Source organism: Streptomyces sp. NPDC014907, assembly GCF_055562975.1.
Map to the genome: position 1 here is coordinate 136,465 of NZ_JBVHEG010000011.1, position 22,564 is coordinate 159,028.

At 73.3% G+C, this 22,564-nt stretch carries 21 protein-coding genes and 1 riboswitch; of the genes, 12 read left to right on the plus strand and 9 right to left on the minus strand.

Annotated elements, in window-relative coordinates; genetic code table 11:
- The first annotated feature begins 201 nt into the window (after nucleotides 1-201).
- Both cdgB and ACZ3IL_RS24775 read left to right on the plus strand, forming a co-directional pair.
- Complete coding sequence (gene cdgB, locus ACZ3IL_RS24770; RefSeq protein ID WP_467393519.1) at nucleotides 202-1,938, plus strand: diguanylate cyclase CdgB; 1,737 nt, start codon at nucleotides 202-204, stop codon at nucleotides 1,936-1,938.
- Between the two features lie 108 nt (nucleotides 1,939-2,046).
- Complete coding sequence (locus tag ACZ3IL_RS24775) at nucleotides 2,047-3,015, plus strand: CBM35 domain-containing protein (RefSeq protein WP_467393521.1); 969 nt, start codon at nucleotides 2,047-2,049, stop codon at nucleotides 3,013-3,015.
- 53 nt (nucleotides 3,016-3,068) lie between these two features.
- Here ACZ3IL_RS24775 and ACZ3IL_RS24780 read toward each other — a convergent pair whose 3' ends face one another.
- From ACZ3IL_RS24780 to ACZ3IL_RS24790, 3 genes are all read right to left on the minus strand, one after another.
- On the minus strand, nucleotides 3,069-3,989 hold the full coding sequence (locus ACZ3IL_RS24780) for a 1-phosphofructokinase family hexose kinase (protein WP_467393523.1): 921 nt from the start codon (nucleotides 3,987-3,989) through the stop codon (nucleotides 3,069-3,071).
- 122 nt (nucleotides 3,990-4,111) lie between these two features.
- Nucleotides 4,112-5,257 (minus strand): N-acetylglucosamine-6-phosphate deacetylase, encoded by a 1,146-nt coding sequence (gene nagA, locus ACZ3IL_RS24785; RefSeq protein WP_467393525.1) that lies wholly within the window; start codon nucleotides 5,255-5,257, stop codon nucleotides 4,112-4,114.
- On the minus strand, nucleotides 5,257-6,207 hold the full coding sequence (locus ACZ3IL_RS24790; RefSeq protein WP_467393527.1) for an ROK family protein: 951 nt from the start codon (nucleotides 6,205-6,207) through the stop codon (nucleotides 5,257-5,259). Before ACZ3IL_RS24790 ends, nagA begins: the two co-directional genes overlap by 1 nt.
- A 209-nt stretch (nucleotides 6,208-6,416) precedes the next feature.
- Here ACZ3IL_RS24790 and ACZ3IL_RS24795 point away from each other — a divergent pair, with 209 nt between their 5' ends.
- The 3 genes from ACZ3IL_RS24795 to otsB all read left to right on the plus strand — a co-directional run bounded on the left by ACZ3IL_RS24795 (nucleotide 6,417) and on the right by otsB (nucleotide 9,001).
- A complete protein-coding gene (locus tag ACZ3IL_RS24795; RefSeq protein WP_467393529.1) occupies nucleotides 6,417-7,700 on the plus strand; it encodes an extracellular solute-binding protein in 1,284 nt (427 codons plus the stop codon).
- A gap of 12 nt (nucleotides 7,701-7,712) precedes the next feature.
- Nucleotides 7,713-8,066 carry a DUF3263 domain-containing protein gene (locus tag ACZ3IL_RS24800; RefSeq protein WP_467393532.1) on the plus strand — a complete coding sequence of 118 codons (354 nt, stop codon included), beginning with the start codon at nucleotides 7,713-7,715 and terminating at the stop codon, nucleotides 8,064-8,066.
- 92 nt (nucleotides 8,067-8,158) lie between these two features.
- Nucleotides 8,159-9,001, plus strand: a complete 843-nt coding sequence (gene otsB / locus ACZ3IL_RS24805) for a trehalose-phosphatase (RefSeq protein WP_467393534.1) — start codon at nucleotides 8,159-8,161, stop codon at nucleotides 8,999-9,001.
- Between the two features lie 93 nt (nucleotides 9,002-9,094).
- Here the strand turns inward: otsB and ACZ3IL_RS24810 are convergent, their stop codons facing one another.
- The 4 genes from ACZ3IL_RS24810 to ACZ3IL_RS24825 all read right to left on the minus strand — a co-directional run bounded on the left by ACZ3IL_RS24810 (nucleotide 9,095) and on the right by ACZ3IL_RS24825 (nucleotide 12,813).
- Nucleotides 9,095-9,718 (minus strand): histidine phosphatase family protein, encoded by a 624-nt coding sequence (locus ACZ3IL_RS24810; protein WP_467393536.1) that lies wholly within the window; start codon nucleotides 9,716-9,718, stop codon nucleotides 9,095-9,097.
- A gap of 353 nt (nucleotides 9,719-10,071) precedes the next feature.
- Nucleotides 10,072-11,439 (minus strand): alpha,alpha-trehalose-phosphate synthase (UDP-forming), encoded by a 1,368-nt coding sequence (locus ACZ3IL_RS24815; protein ID WP_467393538.1) that lies wholly within the window; start codon nucleotides 11,437-11,439, stop codon nucleotides 10,072-10,074.
- 94 nt (nucleotides 11,440-11,533) lie between these two features.
- Nucleotides 11,534-11,833: a hypothetical protein gene (locus tag ACZ3IL_RS24820; RefSeq protein WP_467393540.1), complete on the minus strand. Its 300-nt coding sequence runs from the start codon at nucleotides 11,831-11,833 to the stop codon at nucleotides 11,534-11,536.
- 38 nt (nucleotides 11,834-11,871) lie between these two features.
- Nucleotides 11,872-12,813, minus strand: coding sequence for a glucosyl-3-phosphoglycerate synthase (locus ACZ3IL_RS24825; protein ID WP_467393542.1), 942 nt, complete (start codon nucleotides 12,811-12,813; stop codon nucleotides 11,872-11,874).
- Nucleotides 12,814-12,962: 149 nt separating this feature from the next.
- Nucleotides 12,963-13,110: riboswitch (SAM riboswitch) on the plus strand.
- Here ACZ3IL_RS24825 and thrC point away from each other — a divergent pair.
- The 5 genes from thrC to ACZ3IL_RS24850 all read left to right on the plus strand — a co-directional run bounded on the left by thrC (nucleotide 13,104) and on the right by ACZ3IL_RS24850 (nucleotide 19,668).
- Complete coding sequence (gene thrC, locus ACZ3IL_RS24830; RefSeq protein WP_467393683.1) at nucleotides 13,104-14,414, plus strand: threonine synthase; 1,311 nt, start codon at nucleotides 13,104-13,106, stop codon at nucleotides 14,412-14,414. (Overlaps the previous riboswitch by 7 nt.)
- A gap of 31 nt (nucleotides 14,415-14,445) precedes the next feature.
- A complete protein-coding gene (locus tag ACZ3IL_RS24835; protein WP_467393544.1) occupies nucleotides 14,446-14,724 on the plus strand; it encodes a MoaD/ThiS family protein in 279 nt (92 codons plus the stop codon).
- 448 nt (nucleotides 14,725-15,172) lie between these two features.
- Complete coding sequence (locus ACZ3IL_RS24840) at nucleotides 15,173-15,376, plus strand: cold-shock protein (RefSeq protein WP_015035246.1); 204 nt, start codon at nucleotides 15,173-15,175, stop codon at nucleotides 15,374-15,376.
- A gap of 659 nt (nucleotides 15,377-16,035) precedes the next feature.
- Nucleotides 16,036-17,664 carry a chaperonin GroEL gene (gene groL, locus ACZ3IL_RS24845; RefSeq protein ID WP_062753193.1) on the plus strand — a complete coding sequence of 543 codons (1,629 nt, stop codon included), beginning with the start codon at nucleotides 16,036-16,038 and terminating at the stop codon, nucleotides 17,662-17,664.
- A gap of 312 nt (nucleotides 17,665-17,976) precedes the next feature.
- Entirely contained in the window at nucleotides 17,977-19,668 is a 1,692-nt protein-coding gene (locus tag ACZ3IL_RS24850; RefSeq protein WP_467393546.1) for an eCIS core domain-containing protein, read from the plus strand.
- A gap of 123 nt (nucleotides 19,669-19,791) precedes the next feature.
- On the opposite strand, the gene murQ is transcribed toward ACZ3IL_RS24850, so the two are convergent.
- Both murQ and ACZ3IL_RS24860 read right to left on the minus strand, forming a co-directional pair.
- On the minus strand, nucleotides 19,792-20,736 hold the full coding sequence (gene murQ / locus ACZ3IL_RS24855; RefSeq protein WP_467393548.1) for an N-acetylmuramic acid 6-phosphate etherase: 945 nt from the start codon (nucleotides 20,734-20,736) through the stop codon (nucleotides 19,792-19,794).
- Nucleotides 20,737-20,815: 79 nt separating this feature from the next.
- A complete protein-coding gene (locus tag ACZ3IL_RS24860; protein WP_467393550.1) occupies nucleotides 20,816-21,733 on the minus strand; it encodes a MurR/RpiR family transcriptional regulator in 918 nt (305 codons plus the stop codon).
- A 132-nt stretch (nucleotides 21,734-21,865) separates the two neighbouring features.
- On the opposite strand from ACZ3IL_RS24860, the gene ACZ3IL_RS24865 reads away from it, so the two are divergent.
- Both ACZ3IL_RS24865 and ACZ3IL_RS24870 read left to right on the plus strand, forming a co-directional pair.
- On the plus strand, nucleotides 21,866-22,222 hold the full coding sequence (locus tag ACZ3IL_RS24865) for a hypothetical protein (protein ID WP_467393552.1): 357 nt from the start codon (nucleotides 21,866-21,868) through the stop codon (nucleotides 22,220-22,222).
- Nucleotides 22,223-22,268: 46 nt separating this feature from the next.
- Nucleotides 22,269-22,538: a DUF4031 domain-containing protein gene (locus tag ACZ3IL_RS24870; RefSeq protein ID WP_467393554.1), complete on the plus strand. Its 270-nt coding sequence runs from the start codon at nucleotides 22,269-22,271 to the stop codon at nucleotides 22,536-22,538.
- Nucleotides 22,539-22,564 lie beyond the last annotated feature (26 nt).

Genomic DNA, 22,564 nt, shown 5'->3' on the forward strand with positions numbered 1-22,564 from the left:
TAGGACCCGCGTATGCTCGCGCAAACCACCACAGAGGCTTGTGACTTGAGTCACAGGAGGAAGTATTTGTTGACCCTGTGTACCGGGTGCGCAGCTCGCTGTGATTCAGTGGCGGTGACAGTGCACTGCGAATCGTGACTGTGCAACGCGAAGTCGATGAGAACCCTGGAGTTGCTGTCGAGGTCTCGGGGAGAGCGAGCGATGGAGACCGAGTCGGAGCCTTACGTCCGTCTCTCGACCCTGCGGCAGCTGCACCAGGTCGTGGCGGACCTCAACACCGCGCGCAGCCTGGCGGACACCCTGCAGACCGTCGCGGACGGCGTGGTCGCCGGCCTCAACTACGAGCTGGCCTGTGTCAATCTCGTGCGCCCCGACGGTGACCTGGTCGTCGCCGCCTTCGCCGGAAGCTCCGCCGCCGAGGCCCTGATCACCGGCCGGGTCGGCTCCCGCGAGGCCTGGGACCGCCGCCTCTCCATGGGCGTCGCCTGGGGCGAGCTGCGGTTCATCCCGCACACCGAGGGCTGGGTCCTCCTGGAGGACGACGTCCCCCAGTGGCACACCGACGGCCCCGCGCCCCGCTTCGAGGACGAGTGGCACCCCCACGACCGGCTCTACGCCCCGATGTACTCCCCCTCGCTCGGCTCCGCCCGCACGGGGGGCTCCGGCCGCGAACTCCTCGGCGTCATATCCGTCGACCGCCCGCGCAACGGCCGGCACCCGGGCCCCTGGGGGCAGGAGGCGCTCCAGATGTACGCCTCGCAGTCGGCCATCGCCATCAGCAACGCCCGTCTCCGCTCCAACATGCAGCGGGCCCTGGTCCGGCTCGAACGGGAGCAGCAGGCCCTCCGCGCCAGCGAGGAATCCTTCCGGCAGGCCTTCGAGTACGCCCCCTCCGGCATGGCCATCGCCGAGATGGGCGGCGACCAGCACGGCCGGCTCCTGCGCACCAACGACGCCCTGTGCCGGCTCCTCGGCCGGCCCGCCTCCGTGATGCGCCGCTACTCCTTCGCGGACCTCGTCCACCCCGAGGACATCGGCACCCTCCTGCGGACCTCCGCCGAGGGCGGCCGGGCCGAGCTGCGGCTCGCCCGCCGCGACGGCACCTACGTCTGGGTGTCCCTGCGCAACTCCGTCGTCGCCGACACCACCGACGGCCCCCGCTTCCTCCTCACCCACGTCGAGGACATCGAGGAGCGCAAGCGCCACGAACTCCAGCTCGCCCACCGCGCCTCGCACGACGCCCTCACCGGCCTCCCCAACGGCGCCGAGCTGCGCTCCCGGCTCTCGGCCCGCCTCTGCGAGCGCCCGGCGTCCCGCACGACGGGCGACGAGGCCGCGTACGGCGGGTACGGGACGGGGTACGGCCCCGCGCACGACGGCGGCCCCGGCTACGAGCCGTACGAACAGCGCGAACCGTACGAGCCCTACGAGCCCTACGAGCACGAGCACGGCTTCGGCTTCGAGCCGGCGGGGGCCGCCGGGCCCTACGACCACCACGTCCACATGGCGGCGCCCCCGGGCGGCGAGACCGACGACGGCACCAAGGGGCTCGCGGTCCTCTTCTGCGACCTCGACGGCTTCAAGTCGATCAACGACCGCTTCGGCCACCACACCGGCGACGCCGTCCTCATCGAGGTGGCCCGCCGCCTCACCACCGGCGTCCGGGACGGGGACACCGTCGCCCGGCTCGGCGGTGACGAGTTCGTCGTCCTCGCCGACGGCCTCGGCGCCGCCGACGCCGCCGACCTGGCCGTACGCCTCCGCAACGCGATCATCCCGCCGATCCGGGTGGACGGGCGGGCGGTCCGGGTCGGCGCCAGTTTCGGCATCGGCTGGGCCGAGTGCGGGATGACCGTGGAAGAGGTCCTGAACTCCGCCGACCAGCGCATGTACGTGGAGAAGCGCTCCCGGGCCAAGGTCCAGCGCCGGGCCGGCTGACGCACGCGCCGGCCGGGGGCGGGCCGAGGGCCCGGGTCGGCCGATGGTCCGTTCGGGGTAGGCTCGGCCGGTCGGCGACGGCTGGCGAGCATGGAGAGGATGACCCGGATGGCTGCCGGTAACGACGGCGCGAACAAGCCCGAGGACGACGATCCGTTCGGCTACCTGTACGCGGACGGCCAGGCAGCGGGTGCCCAGCCCCCGCAGGGCGGCGGCTACGGCTACCCCGGCCCCGCGCCCGCCCAGCCCGGCGTGCCCAGGACCTCGTACAACCAGGTCAGAACGGTCGGCGAACGGCAGTACGGCGGGCAGCAGCACACGCAGCCGTACGTGCCGCCGCAGCAGCAGGCGCCGTACGGCCAGCCGCAGGCACAGTACGCCGCGCCCGAGACCTACGGCGGCCGGCAGCAGTCCCGCCAGGCCCCGCAGCGCGGCGGCTCCGGCCGGGGACCCAACACCCGCGGCCTGCTGATCGGCGCGGTCGCGGTCGTCGCGGTCGTGGTGATCGGCATCGCGGCCGCGGTGATCACGAACAAGGGCGGGGGAGAGGGCAAGGACAGGGCCGAGGGCACCACGCCCCCGCCGACCTCCTCCTCCCAGCCCGCCGAGACCCCCAGCGGCGGGCCCAGCACGGCCGCGCCGACCCCGTCCGCCCTGCCGAGGCAGGACGCGGCCACGCTCAAGCTCGGCGGCCCCGCGAAGCTCGACACGGCCGTCAAGGGCGCGAAGGGCCCGGGCGGCGCCTACGTCACCTTCAACGGCACGGGCGGCTCCGCGAGCTGGTCCGTGGACGTGCCCGAGAGCGGCGACTACACGCTCCGGATCACGTACAGCGTGCCCGGCAAGGACGCCAAGACCTCCCTGACGGTCAACGGCGAGGCCCCCCGCGACGTCAACATGTCCAACTTCGCGAAGGCCGCCGAGGGCGACTGGGAGAAGGGCTGGACCTACACCTACGCCTACGTGAAGCTCGGCAAGGGCTCGAACTCGCTCAAGATCTCCTGCGAGGCGGGCAACTCCTGCGACGCGATCCTGGACCAGGTCTACCTGGAGGCCGGACACACCGGCAAGGGCTGACGCGCGGCCCCCCCCGGGGCCCGCTTCCCCCCTGGGGCCCGCTCCCCCGGGGCCTAGACGATCTCCTCGGTGACCTTCACCCGGGGCAGCAGCTCCTCGTACGCCTCCGCGTCGAACTCCCCGGCCACCGGGGAGAGGACCGTCGCCGTCGAGAGGGCGACCGCCCGGGCGAGGCGGTCCGGCCAGGGGGCGCCGTCGACCAGGCCCGAGAGCAGGCCGGCGACGGCCGAGTCGCCCGCGCCCGTGGGGTTGCCCCGGACGGGCGCGGGCGGCGCCGCCCGCCAGAAGCCGTCGGGGGTCGCGGCGAGCAGGCCCTCGGGGCCGAGCGAGGACACCACCGCGTGGGCGCCCCGGCGGCGCGCGTCGAGGGTGGCCCGGCGGGACTCGCGGGAACCGGTGAGCAGGGCCAGTTCGTCGGCGTTGGGCTTGATCAGGTCGGGACGGGCGGCGATGCCGCGCCGCAGCGGCTCGCCGCTGGTGTCGAGGAGGACGGGCACGCCGGCGGCGCGGGCGAGCCGGACGAGTTCCGCGTACGCCCCGACGTGGACGCCCGGCGGGAGGCTGCCGCAGAGGGCGACGGCCGCCGCGCCGCCGAGGAGCCGGACGAAGCGCTCGCGGAAGGACTCCCACTCGGCGGGGGAGACGGTCGGGCCGGGCTCGTTGAGCTGGGTGGTGTCCCCGTCGGCGGCGTCGACCACGGCGACGGTGCGGCGGGTCGGGCCCGCCGTCGGGACCAGCTCGTCGCGGACCGGGGTCGCCGCGAGCGCCTCCCGCAGCACGGCCCCGGTGGCGCCGCCCGCGAAGCCGGTGGCGACCGTCTCGTACCCGAGGGCGGCGAGGACCCGGGCCACGTTGAGCCCCTTGCCGCCGGGACGCTCGACGACCTGGGTGATCCGGTGCGAGGCGCGCGGGACGAGGGCGGGGACCCGGTACGTCAGGTCCAGCGCCGTGTTGAGGGTGACCGTCACAATCACCTGTCCACCCCGTGTTCCCTGTGGAGACCGCTGGAACGTGTGTTCCGGCGGTCCCTGATCATGCCAAACGGAGGGCGGTTGGCCCAGTCCCGCGCCCGCCGCTCTTCCGTACGCCGCCGGGGTCAGGCGGAGGCGGGGTCGACGATCCAGGTGCCCTTGCGCATGACTCCCCTGAGGTCGAAGCCGGCGTCGAGGACGACGAGGTCGGCGTCCTTGCCCGGCTCCAGGGAGCCGACCCGGTCGTACACGCCGAGGAGGCGGGCCGGGTTGACGGACACGGCCTGGACGACCGACTCGACGGGGAGGCCGTCGACGGTGACGGAGCGCTTGAAGGCGCGGTCCAGGGTGAGGGTCGAGCCGGCGATGGAACCGCCCTCGACCAGCCGGGCGACGCTGTCCTTCACCTCGACCTCCAGGGTGCCGAGCATGTAGCTGCCGTCGCCGAAGCCGGCGGCGTCCATGGCGTCGGTGATGAGCGCGACGCGCCCGGCGCCCGCGTGGTGGAAGGCCAGCTCCAGGGCGGCGGGGTGCAGATGGGTGCCGTCGTTGATCAGCTCGACGGTGATCCGCTCGTCCTCCAGGAGGGCGGCGATCGGGCCGGGCGCGCGGTGCCCGAGGGCGGGCATCGCGTTGTAGAGGTGGGTGGCGACGGTGGCGCCCGCGTCGATGGCGTCGACGGTCTGCTCGTACGTGGCGTCGGTGTGGCCGATGGCGGCGATCACGCCGTGCTCGGCGAGGAGGCGCACGGAGTCGAGGCCGCCGGGCAGCTCGGTGGCGAGGGTGACCATCCTGGCCCGGCCGCGTCCGGCGTCGATCAGCTTGCGGACCTCGGCCGGGTCGGGGTGGCGCAGCAGCGTCTCGTCGTGGGCGCCCTTGCGGCAGGGAGAGATGAACGGGCCCTCGAAGTGGAGGCCGGCGAGGTCGCCCTGTTCGGCCAGCTCGGAGAGGAGTCCGGCCCGCTCGGTGAGGAAGTCCATGTCGCCGGTGACGAAGGAGGCCACCAGGGTGGTCGTGCCGTGCAGGCGGTGGGTGTGGATGCCCTTGAGGACCTCTTCGGCGGTGCCGGAGGTGAAGGAGGCGCCGCCGCCGCCGTGGTTGTGCATGTCCACGAAGCCGGGGACGACCCAGTGACCGGTGAGGTCCAGGGTGGGGGCGCCCTCGGGGGCGCTGCCGGCGATGCGTTCGCCGTCGACGATCACGCGCCCGTTCTCGACGATCCCGGTGGGCAGCACGACGCGTGCGCCGGCGAGAACCTTGTGATCGGCCATCAGGCGGAAACCTCCGAGTCGGTGGGGCGCGGGTCGGCGAGCAGGTCCCAGGCGAGCAGGCCCGCGCCCAGGCAGCCGGCGGTGTCCCCGAGGGCCGCCGGGACGATGGCGGGCAGCTTCTGGAACGTGACGCGCTCCTCCACGGCGGCCCGGAGGGGTGTGAACAAGGTTTCCCCGGCTTCGGCGAGACCGCCACCGATGATGAGCGTGCGGGGGTCGAGAAGGGTGAGGGCGGTGACCAGGCCGTCCGCGAGGGCGTCGACGGCGTCCTGCCAGACCCGTACGGCCGCGGGGTCGCCGGACGCGACGGCCTTCGCGCAGTCGGCGGCGTCCGCGCCGGGACCGCCGCCGGCCCCGGACCAGGCGAGGGAGACGGCCGAGGCGGAGGCGTACCGCTCCAGGCAGCCGCGCTGGCCGCAGCCGCACGCGGTGCCGCCGGGGCGGACGACGATGTGGCCGATCTCGCCCGCGTAGCCGTGGGCGCCGGCCTCGATGCGGTCGCCGATGCCGATGGCGCCGGCGATGCCGGTGCCGAGGGGGACGAAGAGGAAGCGGTCGGCGTCCCTGCCCGCGCCGATGCGGCCCTCGGCGAGGCCGCCGGTGCGCACGTCGTGGCCGAGGGCGACGGGGATGCCGCCGAGGCGGCGGGCGAGGAGCGCGCGGAGGGGGACGTCGCGCCAGCCGAGGTTGGCGGCGTAGACGGCGATGCCGTTGCCGGCGTCGACGATGCCGGGGACGGCGACCCCGGCGGCCGCGGCGGGCCGTCCGTACCGCTCCCGGCCGAGGGCGTGCAGCTCTTCGGCGAAGTCGAGGATCGTCCCGACCACGGCCTCCGGGCCGCGGTCGCGCCCGGTGGCGCGGCGGGCCTCGTGCAGCAGGGTGCCGTCCGCCCCGACGAGGGCGGCCTTCATGCCGGTGCCGCCCACATCCAGGGCGATGACGTGTCTCACGGGGGACAGTCTGACGCCCGGCACCCCAAAAGGTCTAGTCCACTTTCGGGGATTGTTGCGTGCGGGTACAAAATCGAACACCCTCTTCGGGCGGGCCGTCCCCCGGTGTTGCGGAAGTGATACCCGAGTGGTGTAGACCTCACGCCCGCGCGCGAGGCAGACTTGCGGCCTTGACCTGAGCAAACGTGCAGCTCAACGACGAGCAAAAGGTGGATGAAGCCGTGGAGCGGCGACGATTCCTTGGACTGACCGCGGCCGCCGCCGCCCTCGGACTGACCGCCACGGTCTCCGGCTGCGGCTCTCTGGGAGGCGGCTCCGGCGACGTGACCCTGAGACTGGTCGCCGCCGAGTACGACCTCACGGGCGGTGACAGCACCAAGAAGTACTGGACCGCCCTCGCCTCCGCCTTCGAGGAGAAGCACCCCAAGGTCAAGATCGAGGTCCAGGTGGAGTCCTGGGACGACGTCGACCGCAAGGTCGCCGAGATGGTCAAGGCGGGCAAGGCCCCCGACATCGCGCAGATCGGCGCCTACGCCGACTACGCGGACGCCGGGCAGCTCTACTCCGCCGACGAGCTCCTCTCCATACCGGTGCAGGCCAACTTCCTGCCCCCGCTCGTCGCCGCCGGCGAGACCAGGCGCACCCAGTACGGCATGCCCTTCGTCGCCTCCACCCGGCCCCTCTTCTACAACAAGGACCTCTTCGAGAAGGCCGGCGCCACGCCCCCCACCAGCTGGGACGAGCTGGCCGAGGCCGCCGGGAAGCTGAAGGAGAAGGGCGTCCCCACCCCCTTCGCGCTGCCGCTCGGCCCCGAGGAGGCCCAGGCCGAGGCCATGATGTGGCTGCTCGCCGGAGGCGGCGGCTGGACCGACGCCACCGACCACTACGCCGTCGACTCCGACGCCAACATACGCACCTTCGAATGGCTGCGGACCAACCTCGTCGGCAAGGGACTGACCGGCCCCGTCGCGCCCGGCAAGCTCAACCGCAAGGCCGCCTTCACCGCCTTCGCGAACGGCGAGGTCGGCATGCTCAACGGCCACCCCTCGCTCCTCAAGGAGGCCGCGAAGAAGGGCGTCAAGGTCGGGCAGGTGCCCCTCCCCGGCGTCGACGGCCCGCCCAGGACCTCCATGGGCGTCGCCGACTGGATCATGGGCTTCAAGCAGAACGGTCACCGCAAGGAGATCGGCGACTTCCTCAACTTCGTCTTCAGCGACGAGAACGTCCTGAAGTTCGCCGGGGACAACGACCTGCTGCCGGTCACCGTCAGCGCCTCCACCCGCATGGAGACCGACCCCGCCCACGCCAAGCTGCGGGTCTTCCTCAAGGTCCTCCCCGACGCGCAGCTCCCGCCGGTCGGCAAGACCTCCTGGGCCAAGGTCAGCGAGAACGTCAAGCAGAACATCGGCAGGGCCGTCGCCCCGAACGGGCGGCCCTCCGAGGTCCTGGGCTCGATCGGCCGAGCGGCGACGGCGGCGGAGGCCGCCGAGTAATAGGTTGGTCGTATGACCGAGGACCGGGAAGCGGAGCACGAGGAGGACGGCGGGGAGACCGGCGCGGACGGACGCGACGGAGTTGTCGGGGCCGAGGGGTCCCGTAGTACTGACGCGTCCGGCGGGTCCGGGGCCCCCGGCGGGGGACTCACCGAGCGGGAGCGGGAGCTCCTCGCCGTCGAGCGCCGTTCCTGGCCCGGACCCGGTGCCAAGGAGCGGGCCGTGCGCGAACGCCTCGGCCTCTCCCCGACGCACTACTACCAGCTGCTCAACGCCCTCCTCGACGACCCGCGCGCCCTCGCGCACGACCCGGTGACCGTCAACCGGCTGCGCCGGGTCCGCGAGGAGCGGCAGCGCAGGAGGTAGGGGAGGCGGCGGGGACGGCCCGGCCCGGACGCGACCCCGGGCGCGGGCGTTCCGCACGGGTACGGAGGGAAGCCGTGGGTAGGGTCGGACCCATGGCCACCAGCCTTCCGCACCCGACCACGTCCGCCGGCCGCGACGGTCTGGCCGCGATCCTCGCGCGCCCCGGGGAGACCGTCGTCGCCCTCGACTTCGACGGCACGCTCGCCGACATCGTCCCCGACCCCGAAGCGGCCCGCGCCCACCCCGGCGCCGTGGCCGCCCTCGCGGCCCTCGCCCCCGCCGTCGCCTCCGTCGTCGTGGTGACCGGCCGGCCCGCCGAGGTCGCCGTCCGCCACGGCGGCTTCGCCGGCGTCCCCGGCCTGGAACACCTCGTCGTCCTCGGCCACTACGGCGCCGAACGCTGGGACGCCGCCACCGGCGCCGTGGAGGCCGCCCCCGTCCACCCGGGCGTGGCCGCCGTCCGCGCCGAACTGCCCGGTCTCCTGGAGCGGGCCGGGGCCCGGCCGGGCGTCCGGATCGAGGAGAAGGGCCGCTCGGTCGCGGTCCACACCCGCCGGGCCGCCGACCCCGAGGGCGCCTTCGAGGCGCTGAAGGAACCGCTCGCCGCGCTGGCCGCCGGCCACGGGCTCGTCCTGGAGCCCGGCCGGATGGTCCTCGAACTGCGGCCCCCGGGCGTGGACAAGGGCGTGGCGCTCGGCGCGTACGCCCGGGAGACGGGCGCCGGGGCCGTGCTGTACGCGGGCGACGACCTGGGCGACCTGCCGGCCTTCGCCGCCGTGGAGAAGCTCCGCTCCGACGGCACCCCGGGCCTGCTGGTGTGCAGCGACTCCGGCGAGGTCCCGGAACTCTCCGGCCGCGCGGACCTCTCGGTCCCGGGCCCGGCCGGCGTCGTGGACCTCCTGGCGGCGCTCGCGGAGGCGGTGCGGGGCGCGTAGCGCGGCGGCGCCCTCACCCTTTCCTCGCACGGCGCCCGGGCACGCGGGCGCCGCGCGGGCCCGGCGCCGTGCCGCCCGGTGCTCCGGCCGCTCTCAGACGCGGAGGTCGGGCGGGAAGCCGGTCCACCGGAGTCCGGCGGGGAGGTGGCCGGTGTCGTTGAAGAGGAGGACGGACGGGGCCCGGCCCGGCGCGTAACGGATGACGGTGAGCGCGGCGTTGGCGTGGTTCAGGGTCGTCCAGCGCCACTCCGGGGCGCCGAGGGCGGCCCGGACGAGCCAGCCGATGAGGAAGTTGTGGGTGACGACGAGTTCGTGGCGCGGCTCGTCACCGGCGACGGGTCCCGTGAACAGCGCGAGGGCCCTCCGGGCCAGGCCGGGGCCCTGTTCGCGTTCCTCCGCCGGGAACCGGGCCAGGTGGGCGAGCAGGGCGTCGGCCGACTCCGGCGGCAGCTCCTCGCGCAGGGGCACGGAGGGGATGTAGTCGCCGGCCGGTGCGGAACGCCGCAGGGGTACGCCGTCGAGCTGTTCGCCGACCAGCCGCGCGGTCTGCTCGGCGCGCGCGAGCGGGCCGTGGTGGACCACCGCGAGCGGGGCGCCGCGCAGCCGCTCCCCGAGCAGGACGGCCTGACGGCGGCCGTCGTCCGTCAGCCCGCTCTCGTCCGGCGTCGCCTCGCCGTGCCGGGTGAGGTACAGGTAGCGGGCGGCCGTTGCCGACATGGGCGGGTCCTTCACCGGGATGTGTGATCGTGCTGTCCTCGGGACGGACGCCCGCCCGCGCCGCCCGGTTCCGGCGAGACGGGTTCACCACGAAGGGGCACGGGGTCCTCACCGGCCCCGGCGGAGCGTGCCGCAGGCCGTTCCGCACCGGGTGCGTCCCGCGGAACCGCGAGGACCACGGGCTCGCGCGGCCCGAGACCCGGGCCAGGGTGATCCGGAGCGCCCCCGACGGCGCCCCGGCCCGTACCGGCAGACCCGTACCGGCAGACCCGTACCGGCGGCAGGACCCCGTGCCGACCGTCACCGACGGCGGCGACGACGTGGGAGCGGCGCGGGCCGCGCCGCCGTGTCCGTCAGGGCCGTCCCGGGCTCCTGAGCGCCTCCAGCTGGTCCAGGAACCAGCGCTGCGGCGGCAGGGCCGTGGACGCCGCCGCCAGGTGCTTGGTGCGGTCGGCGCGTTCGGACGGGGGCATGGAAAGGGCGGTGTGGAGGGCCTCCGCCGTCTCCGACACGTCGAAGGGGTTCACCGTGAGGGCGTTCTCGCGCAGCTCCTCGTACGCGCCCGCCCCCCGGGACAGGACCAGGGCGCAGCCGTTCTCGGAGACGACCGGTATCTCCTTGGCGACCAGGTTCATGCCGTCGCGGACCGGGTTCACCAGGGCCACGTCCGCGAGGCGGTAGGCCGCCAGGGAGCGGACGAAGTCGTCCTTCACCGAGACCAGGACCGGCGTCCAGTCCTCCGTGCCGAACTCGGCGTTGATCTCCTCCGCGAGCGCCGCCACCGAGGCCGTGTACGAGCGGTACACCTCCAGGTCCTGGCGCGAGGGGTACGCCGACGCCAGGTGGACCACCCGGCCGCGCCACTCGGGGCGCGCGTTCAGGAGTTCCCGGTAGGCGAGCAGGCCGCGCAGGATGTTCTTCGACAGTTCGGTGCGGTCGACGCGGACGATGGTCTTCCGGTCGCCGACCTCGGCCCGCAGCTCCGCCAGCCGCTCGTCCACGGCCGGCCGGTACGCCAGCGCCCGCAGCTCCTCGGCGTCGACGCCGAGCGGGTACACCGCGACGCGCGTCCCGGTGCCCTCGACGGGCGCGCCGCTGGTGAAGGCGTCGGCCCAGGCCCGCGTGTGGAATCCCACCTCGTCCGCGCCGAGCATGCCCCACAGCAGCTCCTCGCGGATGTCGTCCGGCAGCATCCCCAGGTACGCGGGGGAGGCCCACGGGGTGTGGGTGAAGTGCGAGATGCGCAGGTCCGGGCGCAGCTCGCGGAGCTGTCCGGGGACCAGCGCCAGGTGGTAGTCCTGCACCAGGACCGCCGCGCCCTCGTCCGCCTCGGCGGCCAGCGCCTCCGCGAAGGCGCGGTTGTAGGCGCGGTACGACTCCCAGAGGCGCCGGAACTCCGCGTCGAAGACGGGCTCGCGCGGGATGTCGTACAGGTGGTGGTGGAGGAACCACAGCACCGAGTTCGCGATGCCGTTGTACGCGTCGGCGTACACGGCCGGGTCGATGTCCAGCATCCGCACGCCGGGCTCCCCGACGCCGCGCCGGACCGCCTCCCGGTCGCCCTCGCCGAGGGCCGCGCACACCCACAGGCTGTCCTGCGAGGAGACGGCGCTCAGCCCGGAGACCAGGCCGCCGCCACCCCTCCGGGTGTCGAGCGAACCGTCCTCGCCGAGCGCGTACGAGACCGGACCCCGGTTGGATGCCACGAGCACAGTAGCCATGTGGCGAACCTAGCCCGTCCCGTAAACGCTCAAACGTACGGATACGAGACGAGGAGATCCGGCCACGGAGGGTCACGGACGCGGGCCGGGCCGGTCAGGGGGCGGTCGTGCCGCGCGCCGCCGTCCTCGCGACCCATCCCGTTCCCGCGAGCGCCGCCACGAGCCCGCCGAGCAGCCACAGCCGTTCGGTGGTTCCCCCGGCCCCGCCCCGGGTCGGGGCCGGGGCGGGAGCGGGAAGGACGGCGCGGCCCTCCGGGCCCGGAACCGGCGACACCGCCGGTGCGGGCCCCGGCGGGGGCGAGGCGGGCGCGGGGCCCGCCGTCACCGGTACCAGCGCGGCCGTCGCCAGGACCGTCACCGTCAGCGCCCTGCCCGCACGTCGTCCGAAGCCCATGGAGAAGAAAGGTAGACAAAGCGGATCATCGGACGGTGTTACGCCACGCGGCGGCGCGCGTACTCCGCGATCCCGCCCATCGGCGGCCGCTCCTCCGTGTCCACCGCGTACGTGCGCGGCTCGAAGCCCTGCTCGCCCCGCTCGAACTGGGTCAGCCACGGCCGCACCAGATGGCCCCGCGAGAGTCGCAGCTGCGCCGTCCGGTAGATGGTCGCCGCCATCCGGCCCAGCGCGTGCCCGTCCTGGTGCCGGTGCTTGCGCACCCCCACGTCCACCTGCGCGAGCGCGTCCAGGCCGACCGTGTGCAGCGCGTCCACCAGGAGGCCCAGCTCCACCCCGTAGCCGACCGGGAAGGGCAGCCGTTCCAGGAGCGAGCGGCGGGCCGCGTACTCGCCGCCGAGCGGCTGGACGAACCCGGCCAGCTGCGGCCAGTGCAGATTGAGCAGCGGGCGCGCCATCAGCTCCGTCACCCGGCCGCCCTGGCCGGGGGCGCCGTCCAGCGGACGGTCGTACATCGCCTTGACGAGGTGGACCTCCGGGTCGGTCAGGAGCGGGCCGACGATCCCCGTGACGAAGTCGGCGGAGAAGTCCCGCAGGTCCGCGTCCACGAAGCACACCACGTCCCCGTGCGTCGCCATCAGCGACCGCCACAGGACCTCGCCCTTGCCGGGCACGGCCGGTATGCGGGGGAGTATCGCGTCCCGCGCGACCACCCGGGCGCCGGCCGCCGCCGCGACCTCCGCCGTGCGGTCCGTGGAGCCCGAGTCGACCACCACCAGCTCGTCGACGAGCGGCACCGCCTCCGACATCAGCTCGCGCCGGATCACGGTGACGATGTCCCCGACCGTCGCCTCCTCGTTCAGCGCCGGCAGCACCACGCTGACCGTCGTCGCACGCTTGGCGGCGAGAATCCGCTCCATCGGCCGGTCCGCCACGGACCAGGACCGCCGGGCCAGCCAGCGCTCCACCTCTTCCAGCACGTCATCTCCATCTCGCGGTTCGGACGGGCCGTCCAAGCACCCGGGCCTTCGGTTACAGTCTTGAACAACGCGACCGCCCTCCGCACGTCGGGGTGGCATCCGCGCCGGAGCGCGAGAACGAAAGTCCGCCGCGTTCCACAACCGAATACCGCTCATCCAGAGGGGCAGAGGGAAACGGCCCGTTGAAGCCCCGGCAACCCTCCAGTCGGTCAGTCTCGTACTCCATCGGGGTCCACCGGCTAGGGAAGGTGCCAAATCCGTCTCATGGCGAAAAATTCGTCATGGGAAAGATGAGGAGAAAGGGCCTCGCCTCCATGGCTGTACAGACCGTCGCACCCTCCACCGCCGTCGACCTCGGTCCCGCGTCCGGGCTCTCCTGTCGCGAATGCGGTGAAGTTTTCGCCCTCGGCCCGATCTTCGCCTGCGAACTCTGTTTCGGACCGCTCGAAGTCGCCTACGACCTGCCGGCCGGCGACCCCGAGGAACTGCGGAAGCGGATCGAGGCCGGCCCCGCCAGCATCTGGCGCTACGCCCCCCTCCTGCCCGTCCCCGCCGACGTGGCCGAGAAGCCGAACCTGAACCCCGGCTGGACCCCGCTCGTCAAGGCCGACAACCTCGCCCGCGAGATCGGCGTCGCCCCCGGGAAGCTGTTCGTCAAGGACGACTCGGGCAATCCGACCCACTCCTTCAAGGACCGGGTCGTCGCCCAGGCCATCGAGGCCGCCCGCGCCTTCGGCTTCACCACCCTCTCCTGCTCCTCCACGGGCAACCTGGCCGGGGCCGTCGGCGCCGCCGCCGCCCGCGCCGGCTTCCGCTCCTGCGTGTTCATCCCGCACGACCTGGAGCAGGGCAAGGTCGTCATGGCCGGTGTCTACGGCGGCGACCTGGTCGCCGTCGAGGGCAACTACGACGACGTGAACCGCTTCTGCTCGGAGCTGATCGGCGACCCGCTCGGCGAGGGCTGGGGCTTCGTGAACGTCAACCTGCGCCCGTACTACGGCGAGGGCTCCAAGACGCTCGCGTACGAGATCTGCGAGCAGCTCGGCTGGGTCATTCCCGACCAGCTCGTCATCCCGATCGCCTCCGGCTCCCAGCTCACCAAGATCGACAAGGGTCTCCAGGAGCTCGTCAAGCTGGGCCTGGTCGAGGACAAGCCGTACAGGATCTTCGGCGCCCAGGCCGAGGGGTGCTCCCCGGTGTCGGCCGCCTTCAAGGCCGGCCACGACGTCGTACGGCCCCAGAAGCCGGACACGATCGCCAAGTCGCTCGCCATCGGCAACCCGGCCGACGGCCCGTACGTCCTGGACATCGCCCGCCGCACCGGCGGTGCCGTGGAGGACGTGGACGACGAGCGGATCGTGGACGCGATCAAGCTGCTCGCGCGGACCGAGGGCATCTTCGCGGAGACGGCGGGCGGCGTGACCGTCGGCGTCACCCGCAAGCTCGTGGAGAACGGCCTCCTCGACCCGGAACTGACCACCGTCGTCCTCAACACCGGTGACGGCCTCAAGACCCTGGACGCCGTGGCCGACACCTCGCAGGCGACCGCCACCATCCGCCCGAGCCTGGACGCGTTCCGCGACGCCGGCCTGGCGCGCTGAAGCCCTCCGGTCCCCGAAAGGTTACGAAGTCATGGCCGTGAACGTCCGTATCCCCACCATCCTCCGCACCTACACCGCCGGGCAGTCCGAGGTGCGGGCCGAGGGCGCGACCCTCGCCGAGGTCATCGCGGACCTGGAGAAGAACCACACGGGCATCGCCGCCCGCGTCCTGGACGACCAGGGCAAGCTGCGCCGCTTCGTCAACGTGTACGTGAACGACGACGACGTGCGCTTCGAGCAGGGTCTGGAGACGGCCACGCCGGACGGCGCGGGCGTCTCGATCATCCCCGCGGTCGCCGGGGGCTGCTGAACGGAGGGCGCCCGCGTTCCGCGGTCCCGCCCCTCCTCTCCCGCCCCTCCCGTCCCGTCCTTCTTGAATCGCCCTTGAATTGCCCCTTCCGCGCCCGTAAGCGGAAGGGGCAATTCTGCATGGTTGAACGCGGTAGAGTTGGGGAAGCCCCCTCTCCCGCTCATGCCGGGCGCATATGAGAACGCCCCTCGACATGACAAGAAGTGGCCAAACCGTGCGCACGTTGTGCACCTTCTGCGCGCTTTGCCGGGCCCGACTTGCCCGAAGATTCAAGGGATTCTCCCTTTTCCTCCTTTCCGGCGTGCCCAGAATTCTCGCTCGAACGGCCTGTTGCAGAGGGCAGTTGGGCAGATACATTCAGCCGCGGTCGACGCGTTCCGGCGCAGGGTCTGACCCGGGGTTCGTGAAGTGCGGCCCCGCGCAAGGGCCAGTAACAGGGGAGTTAGGCATGGCTCAGGGCACCGTCAAGTGGTTCAACGCGGAGAAGGGCTACGGCTTCATCGCGGTCGACGGTGGTGCGGATGTTTTCGTCCACTACAGCGCGATCCAGATGGATGGCTACCGCAGCCTCGAAGAAGGACAGCGAGTCGAGTTCGAGATCTCGCAGGGCCAGAAGGGTCCGCAGGCGGACATGGTCAAGCTCGCCGTCTGAGCGCGGCGCGATCGGCCACCGACGCAACGCCGTCGAGGGGCCCGCGTCCCGGAAGGGACGCGGGCCCCTCACGCGTTCCCGGCCCGGGGGGCCTTCCCGGCCGCCGGCCGCCGGCGTCCCGTCCGCGCGGGACCCGTCCCGCGTCCTCCGCCCCACCGCCCGCCGGGCCTCCGTCCGCCCGGGACTCGGGCCGCCCCGCGCCCTCCGAGTCGCCGCCCGCCGGGCCCCCGGTCCGCGCGCAACCCGGGCCGCCCCGCCCCGCGTCCTCCGGGCCGCCGCCCGCCGGCCCTCCCGCCCGCCGGCCCTCCCGCCCGCCGGGCTTCCCGCCCGCCGGGCTTCCCGCCCGCCGGGCTTCCCGCCCGCCGGGCTTCCCGTCCGCCGGGCTTCCCGCCCGCCGGGCTTCCCGTCCGGGCTTCCGTGCCGCCTTCCGGAACCCCCGGTTCCCCGCCCGAAACCCGAGAGTCGCTTGCACTCTCATAGGGCGAGTGCTAATCATTGGCGTTAGCACTCGGAAGGTGAGAGTGCTACGAGGATCGGGTAGACGAGGCCGTCGGCCGCGTGGGGCAAGGAACCGCGCGGAGCAACCGGAGGCCGTCCGTCGCGGGCGTCGGCGCGGTCCTGGAGCGTTATCCACCCCATGTCCGGGAGGACCACTTCACATGGCCAAGATCATCGCGTTCGACGAGGAGGCCCGGCGCGGTCTCGAGCGCGGCATGAACCAGCTCGCTGACGCCGTCAAGGTCACCCTTGGCCCCAAGGGCCGCAACGTCGTCCTCGAGAAGAAGTGGGGTGCCCCCACGATCACCAACGACGGTGTTTCCATCGCCAAGGAGATCGAGCTCGAGGACCCGTACGAGAAGATCGGCGCCGAGCTGGTCAAGGAAGTCGCCAAGAAGACGGACGACGTCGCCGGCGACGGTACGACCACCGCCACCGTCCTCGCCCAGGCGCTCGTCCGCGAGGGCCTCCGCAACGTCGCCGCCGGTGCCAACCCGATGGCCCTCAAGCGCGGCATCGAGAAGGCCGTCGAGGCCGTCTCCGGCGCCCTGCTCGAGCAGGCGAAGGATGTCGAGACCAAGGAGCAGATCGCCTCCACGGCCTCCATCTCCGCCGCCGACACCCAGATCGGCGAGCTCATCGCCGAGGCGATGGACAAGGTCGGCAAGGAAGGCGTCATCACCGTCGAGGAGTCCCAGACCTTCGGTCTGGAGCTGGAGCTCACCGAGGGCATGCGCTTCGACAAGGGCTACATCTCGGCGTACTTCGCCACCGACATGGAGCGCATGGAGGCGTCGCTCGACGACCCGTACCTCCTGATCGTCAACTCCAAGATCTCCTCCGTGAAGGACCTGCTCCCGCTCCTGGAGAAGGTCATGCAGTCGGGCAAGCCGCTGCTGATCATCGCCGAGGACGTCGAGGGCGAGGCCCTGTCGACCCTGGTCGTCAACAAGATCCGCGGCACCTTCAAGTCCGTCGCGGTCAAGGCCCCGGGCTTCGGCGACCGCCGCAAGGCCATGCTGAACGACATCGCCATCCTCACCGGCGGCACGGTCATCTCCGAGGAGGTCGGCCTCAAGCTGGAGAACGCGGGCCTCGACCTGCTGGGCCGCGCCCGCAAGGTCGTCATCACCAAGGACGAGACCACCATCGTCGACGGTGCCGGTGACAGCGAGCAGGTCGCCGGTCGCGTGAACCAGATCCGCGCCGAGATCGAGAACAGCGACTCGGACTACGACCGCGAGAAGCTCCAGGAGCGCCTGGCGAAGCTCGCCGGTGGCGTCGCCGTCATCAAGGCCGGTGCCGCGACCGAGGTCGAGCTCAAGGAGCGCAAGCACCGCATCGAGGACGCCGTCCGCAACGCGAAGGCGGCCGTCGAGGAGGGCATCGTCGCCGGCGGTGGCGTGGCCCTGCTCCAGGCGTCGACCGTCTTCGAGAAGCTGGAGGCCGACCTCTCCGGTGACGAGGCCACCGGTGCCGCGATCGTGAAGCTGGCCCTGGAGGCCCCGCTGAAGCAGATCGCCGTCAACGCCGGCCTCGAGGGCGGCGTCGTGGCGGAGAAGGTCCGCAACCTGCCCGTCGGCCACGGCCTGAACGCCGCGACCAACGAGTACGTCGACCTCATCGCCGAGGGCATCATCGACCCGGCGAAGGTGACGCGCTCCGCGCTGCAGAACGCCGCGTCGATCGCCGCGCTGTTCCTCACCACCGAGGCCGTCATCGCCGACAAGCCGGAGAAGGCCGCCGCGCCGGCCGGCGGCGGCATGCCGGGCGGTGACATGGACTTCTGATCCCCAGGGATCGGTGGTTCGTCGCCGAACGCGACAGCCGAGGGCGGCACCCCCCGTGAGGGGGGTGCCGCCCTCGGCGCGTTTCCCGAACACCACGACTCGCGCCTCCCGGCCCCGGCGGCCCGCGCCTTCCCGGCCCCTGCCGCTCCCGCGACTCCCGCCGCTCCCGCGACACCCGCCTCCCCGGGCCGTACCGGCTGCTGCCCTTCCGGTCCCGTCCGCCGGCCCCCGGCACTGCCCTTCCGGCTCTGTCCGCGCGCCCACGGGCCCGGTATCCAGAAGAGAGCCCCCGCCCCTTCCGAATGAGGACTCGTGTCGACCGAAGCGAACGTCCGGCGCTCGGCCCCGGAAAAGGACAGCCGCGCGCAGAGCCCCGCACCCCCGGCCCGGCAGGCCGGCGGCGCCGGAACCCCGCAGGCCGCTCTCCTCGCCCTGCAGAGCGGCGCGGGCAACGCCGCCGTCGTCCAGCTGCTCCGCCGGGCCGGGCACCCCGGAGCGCGGGACGACGCGCGGGAACAGCACCGGCACGACGCCGGCTGCGGCCACGGGCCCCCGGTGCAGCGCTCCGCCGTCCACGACGTCCTGCGTTCCGGCGGCCGGCCGCTCGACGAGACGACGCGCGCCGACATGGAGTCCCGTTTCGGCACGGACTTCTCCGACGTGCGCGTCCACGACGACGGAGCCGCCAGGGCCTCGGCGGCGGAGATCGGGGCCCGCGCCTACACCTCCGGCAGTCACGTCGTCATCGGTGAGGGAGGCGGCGACAGGCACACCCTCGCCCATGAACTCACCCATGTCGTCCAGCAGCGCCAGGGCCCGGTCGCGGGCGCCGACAACGGCTCCGGCCTGCAGGTCTCCGACCCGTCCGACCGTTTCGAGCGGGCGGCCGAGGCCAACGCGCGCCGCGTCATGTCGGCCCCGGCCCCCGGTCGGCGGGCGGAGGCCGACGCGGCGCCCCACGGCGCGGGAGCGCGGCCCGGGGACGCGTCGGTACAACGGGCACCGGCCACCTTGCCGGAGAAGTCCCCGACGGGCTCCACGGGTTCGGAGGCCTCCTCGGGGCCGGGGACCGCCGAGCGGCGGAGCGCGTTCTCCGCCGACCGGGCCGAGCTGAAGCAGCGGATCTCGCGTATCGGCAGGCTCGCCGAGGACTCCGGCTTCACCGGTGCCATCGACGAATTGCTCGCGATCGTCGAGCGGGACCTCGCGGCCGACGGGCCGACTCCCGTGAACGGCGCGGTCATCGGCCGCGTCATGGAGGGACTGCAGCAGAAAGGGGTGTACGGCAACAGGATCCAGTACGACTGGTACGTCAGGAACCAGGGCAAAGAGGGGTTCGGCCAGGCCCTGGAACGCTGTGCGGCACAGTCCGCGGACCACGCCCACCTCTGGTCCAAGTTGGGAGCGGCCGTCTCCGTCGACAACGCGAGCGTGGGGCGCGGCGTGGTGCTGGAGTCCTCGATCCAGGGCCGGATCTTCGACGGCCTGCTCTTCGGCCTCCCGGGGTGGACTTCGTCCCCGACCTTCAGCGCGCTCTGGGAGCGGCTGTCGAGTTCGTACGTGGAGGCCCTGACGGGCCGTGTCACGGCCAGCGTTCTGGACGGCACGACGGATTCGAGCGTGCTCAACCGGATCGAGTGGCCCCTTCTCAGGGAACGGATCAGAACCGGGCAGGCGGACGGACTCGAGATCGTCGTCTACCGGGCGGAACCCGACGCGAAGTCCGGTCGGCAAGAACTGGTGCAGGTCGGCAGCTTCCTCGTACGGAACCAGGAGGAGTTCGACCGTGTGCCCAAGGCCCCCGGTGACGGGGCCTGGCACGAGAAGCAGAGCCAGGTCAACAAGCAGCAGGGGGAGGAGCTCTCCGCGCTGCGTTCCCGCCAGTCCCGGGTCGCCGAGTTCGACGCGTACGTCAGCGAGCTGTTCCGCGCGCACGGCGAGGACCTCACGTTCAGGGAGTCCAAGACGCCGCCCAACACCCGGCGGAACTCCCAGGCGGATTGAACGTGTCGTCCACGAGCGTGGACGACGCTCGTGGACGACACGATCAGGGCCTCCGTGGGGCAGGGGCTCCGTCCGGGCTCCGCCGATGCCGACGGGGGTCGCGGTGGCGGCGGAGCGGTGCGGTCACGCGGTGGGCCCGGCCGGATGCAGCGCCGCGCGGAGACGGCCCTGGGAGTCCTTCAGCCGGCGGGCCGCGGTGGGGGCGTCGACGTCGGCGAGGATGATCAGGATCGCGTTCTTCACCTCGCCGTCGGCGGCGGCGAGAGCGGCCTCGATCTCCTCGTCCGGCGCGCCGGTGGCCAGGGCGACGATCCGCCGCGAACGGGCCCGGAGCTTCTCGTTGGAGGCGCGGACGTCGACCATGAGGTTCCCGTACGTCTTGCCGAGCCGGATCATCGTGATGGTCGAGATCATGTTGAGCACGAGCTTCTGGGCGGTGCCCGCCTTGAGCCGGGTGGAGCCGGTGAGCAGTTCGGGGCCGGTGACGACCTCGATGCCGTGCTCGGCGGCGGCGGCGAGCGCGCTGCCCGCGTTGCAGGACAGTCCGATGGTCAACGCGCCCTTCGCGCGGGCGTGTTCGACGGCGCCGACGGCGTACGGGGTGCGGCCGGAGGCGGAGACGCCGACCACCGTGTCGTCGGCGGTGACGCCGAGGGCGTCCAGGTCGGCGGCGGCGAGTTCGCGCGAGTCCTCGGCGCCCTCGACGGCCTTGACCATGGCGGAGGGTCCGCCCGCGATCAGGCCGACGACCTGCGAGGGATCGGTGTTGAAGGTGGGCGGGCACTCGCTGGCGTCGAGGACGCCGAGGCGTCCGGCGGTCCCGGCGCCCATGTAGACGAGCCGGCCGCCCCGGGCCATCCGCTCGGCGGTGGCGTCGATGGCGGCGGCGACGGCGGGGAGCACCCGGGCGACGGCGGCGGGGACGCTCTGGTCCTCGCCGTTCATGGTGCGGGCGATGTCCAGGGTCGGGAGCTGGTCGATCTCCGCGAGCTCGGAGCGGAAGGCCTCGGTGGCGAGGGTGGCGAGCTGGGCGCGGAGCTCGGAGTACGTGGAAGCGGAAGGGGACACGTGCGGCTCTTTCGGTACGGGGGGCGGCGTCGGGGCCGGGGCTTCACGGAGGCGGGCCCCGGCGGGTGCGGGGCGCGGTTCAGCGGGCGCGGGGCGCGTGGCGGTGGGCCAGGGCCTCGTACGAGGCGGCCAGGGCCGGGGCGGCCGTTTCGTACGTCCGCTGGGTGACGCAGGTGAACAGGCAGTCCACCACCAGGAGTTGACTGGTGCGGGAGGACATGGCCGCGGGGCGCAGTTCGCTCTCGCGGGCGGTGGAGGTGGTGAGGACGTGGTCGGCGTACTGCGTGACGGGGCCGTCCGGGCGGCCGGTGATCGCGACGGTGGTGGCGCCGTGGTCGAAGGCGACCCGGAGCGGTTCTATGACGTCGCCGGTCGAACCGGAATGGGTGATGGCGAGGGCGACGTCCCCGGAGCGGAGCTGCACGGCGTTGGTGACGGCGAGGTGCGGGTCGCTGTGGGCGTGGGCGACCAGGCCGATGCGGAGCAGCTTCTGGCCGAGGTCCTGGGCGACGAGGCCGGAGGCGCCGACGCCGTAGATGTCGACGCGGCGGGCGGTGGCGAGCGCGGCGACGGCGGCGCCGAGCTGGACGGTGTCGAGCCCGGCGGCGGTGTCGGCGAGGGTCTGCTGTTCGTCGTAGGCCAGTTTGGCGACGACGTCGGCGATCGGGTCGTCCACGGCGATGTCGGCGGTGACGGCGGGCGCGCGGCCGGACTGCTGCTGGGCGGCGAGCCCGGCGAGGGCGAGGCGCAGGTCGCGGTAGCCGGGGTAGCCGAGGAGGCGGGCGGTGCGGACGACGGTCGCCTCGCTGGTGCCGGTGAGTTCGGCGAGGCCGGTGACGGTGAGGGCGGCGCAGCCGGCGGGGTCGCCGGCGACGGCCTCGGCGACCCGCTGCATGGAGCGGGTCATGGACGGCGCGAGGGTCCGCACCTTGGCGGCGAGCGCGGCGGGGGCGGGGGGCGCCTCGCCGCTGAAACTTTCCTTCACGTCATTGATCACATCTGAAAGATACTTTCGGAAAGCGGGGGGCGACAAGCCCCCGGAAGCCTCCGGAAAGCCCTGGAGGCCCCGGAGGGCTCCGGCCGGGAAGGAGCCCGTCGTCCTCGGCCCCCGTCGGGTGACAATGAGGGCATGGACGACATCGACCCCGTGGAGCAGGCGCTGCACACCGCCCGTGCGCTGGTACTGGCCGACCTGGCGGCCCGGGAGGTCGCCGCCGCCGAGATGGTGTCGATGGTGGAGGACGCGGTGACCCACCGGCGCTGGTGGGTCGAGCAGTGGCCGGAGGGGGTGGCGTACGTCGCGGGGCTCGTCGCCCAGGACGTGCAGGACGCCCTCCTCGAACGGTACGGCCGCTGGCCGATCTGCCCGGTCTGCTCCTCGGGCGACCCGCACGCCCTGGACGTGGAGCCCGAGCTGGGCCCAGACCCGCACTGGGTCTGCGGCAAGCAGGGCGTGGTGGTGGCACCGGTGGGCGGCCTGACGTGAGGGGGCGCAGGACGGCCGGGAGGTCCGGGCCGGAAGGGGCGCGCGGATGACCCTCTACATCGACCCGCCGACCTGGCCCGGCCACGGACGCATGTGGTCGCACCTGGTCAGCGACGTCTCCTTCGAGGAACTGCACGCCTTCGCCGCCGCGTTGGGCGTCCCGCTCCGCGCCTTCGAGCGGGACCACTACGACATCCCGTCCGACCGGTACGCGGCCGCGGTGTCCGGCGGCGCGGTCGAGGTCGGCTCGAAGGAGCTGCTCCGCCGCCTCACGGGGGCGGGCCTGCGGCGGCCGAAGGGGCGTCCGGCGGCCTGACGCCCGCCCGGGACCCGCCCGCGTCC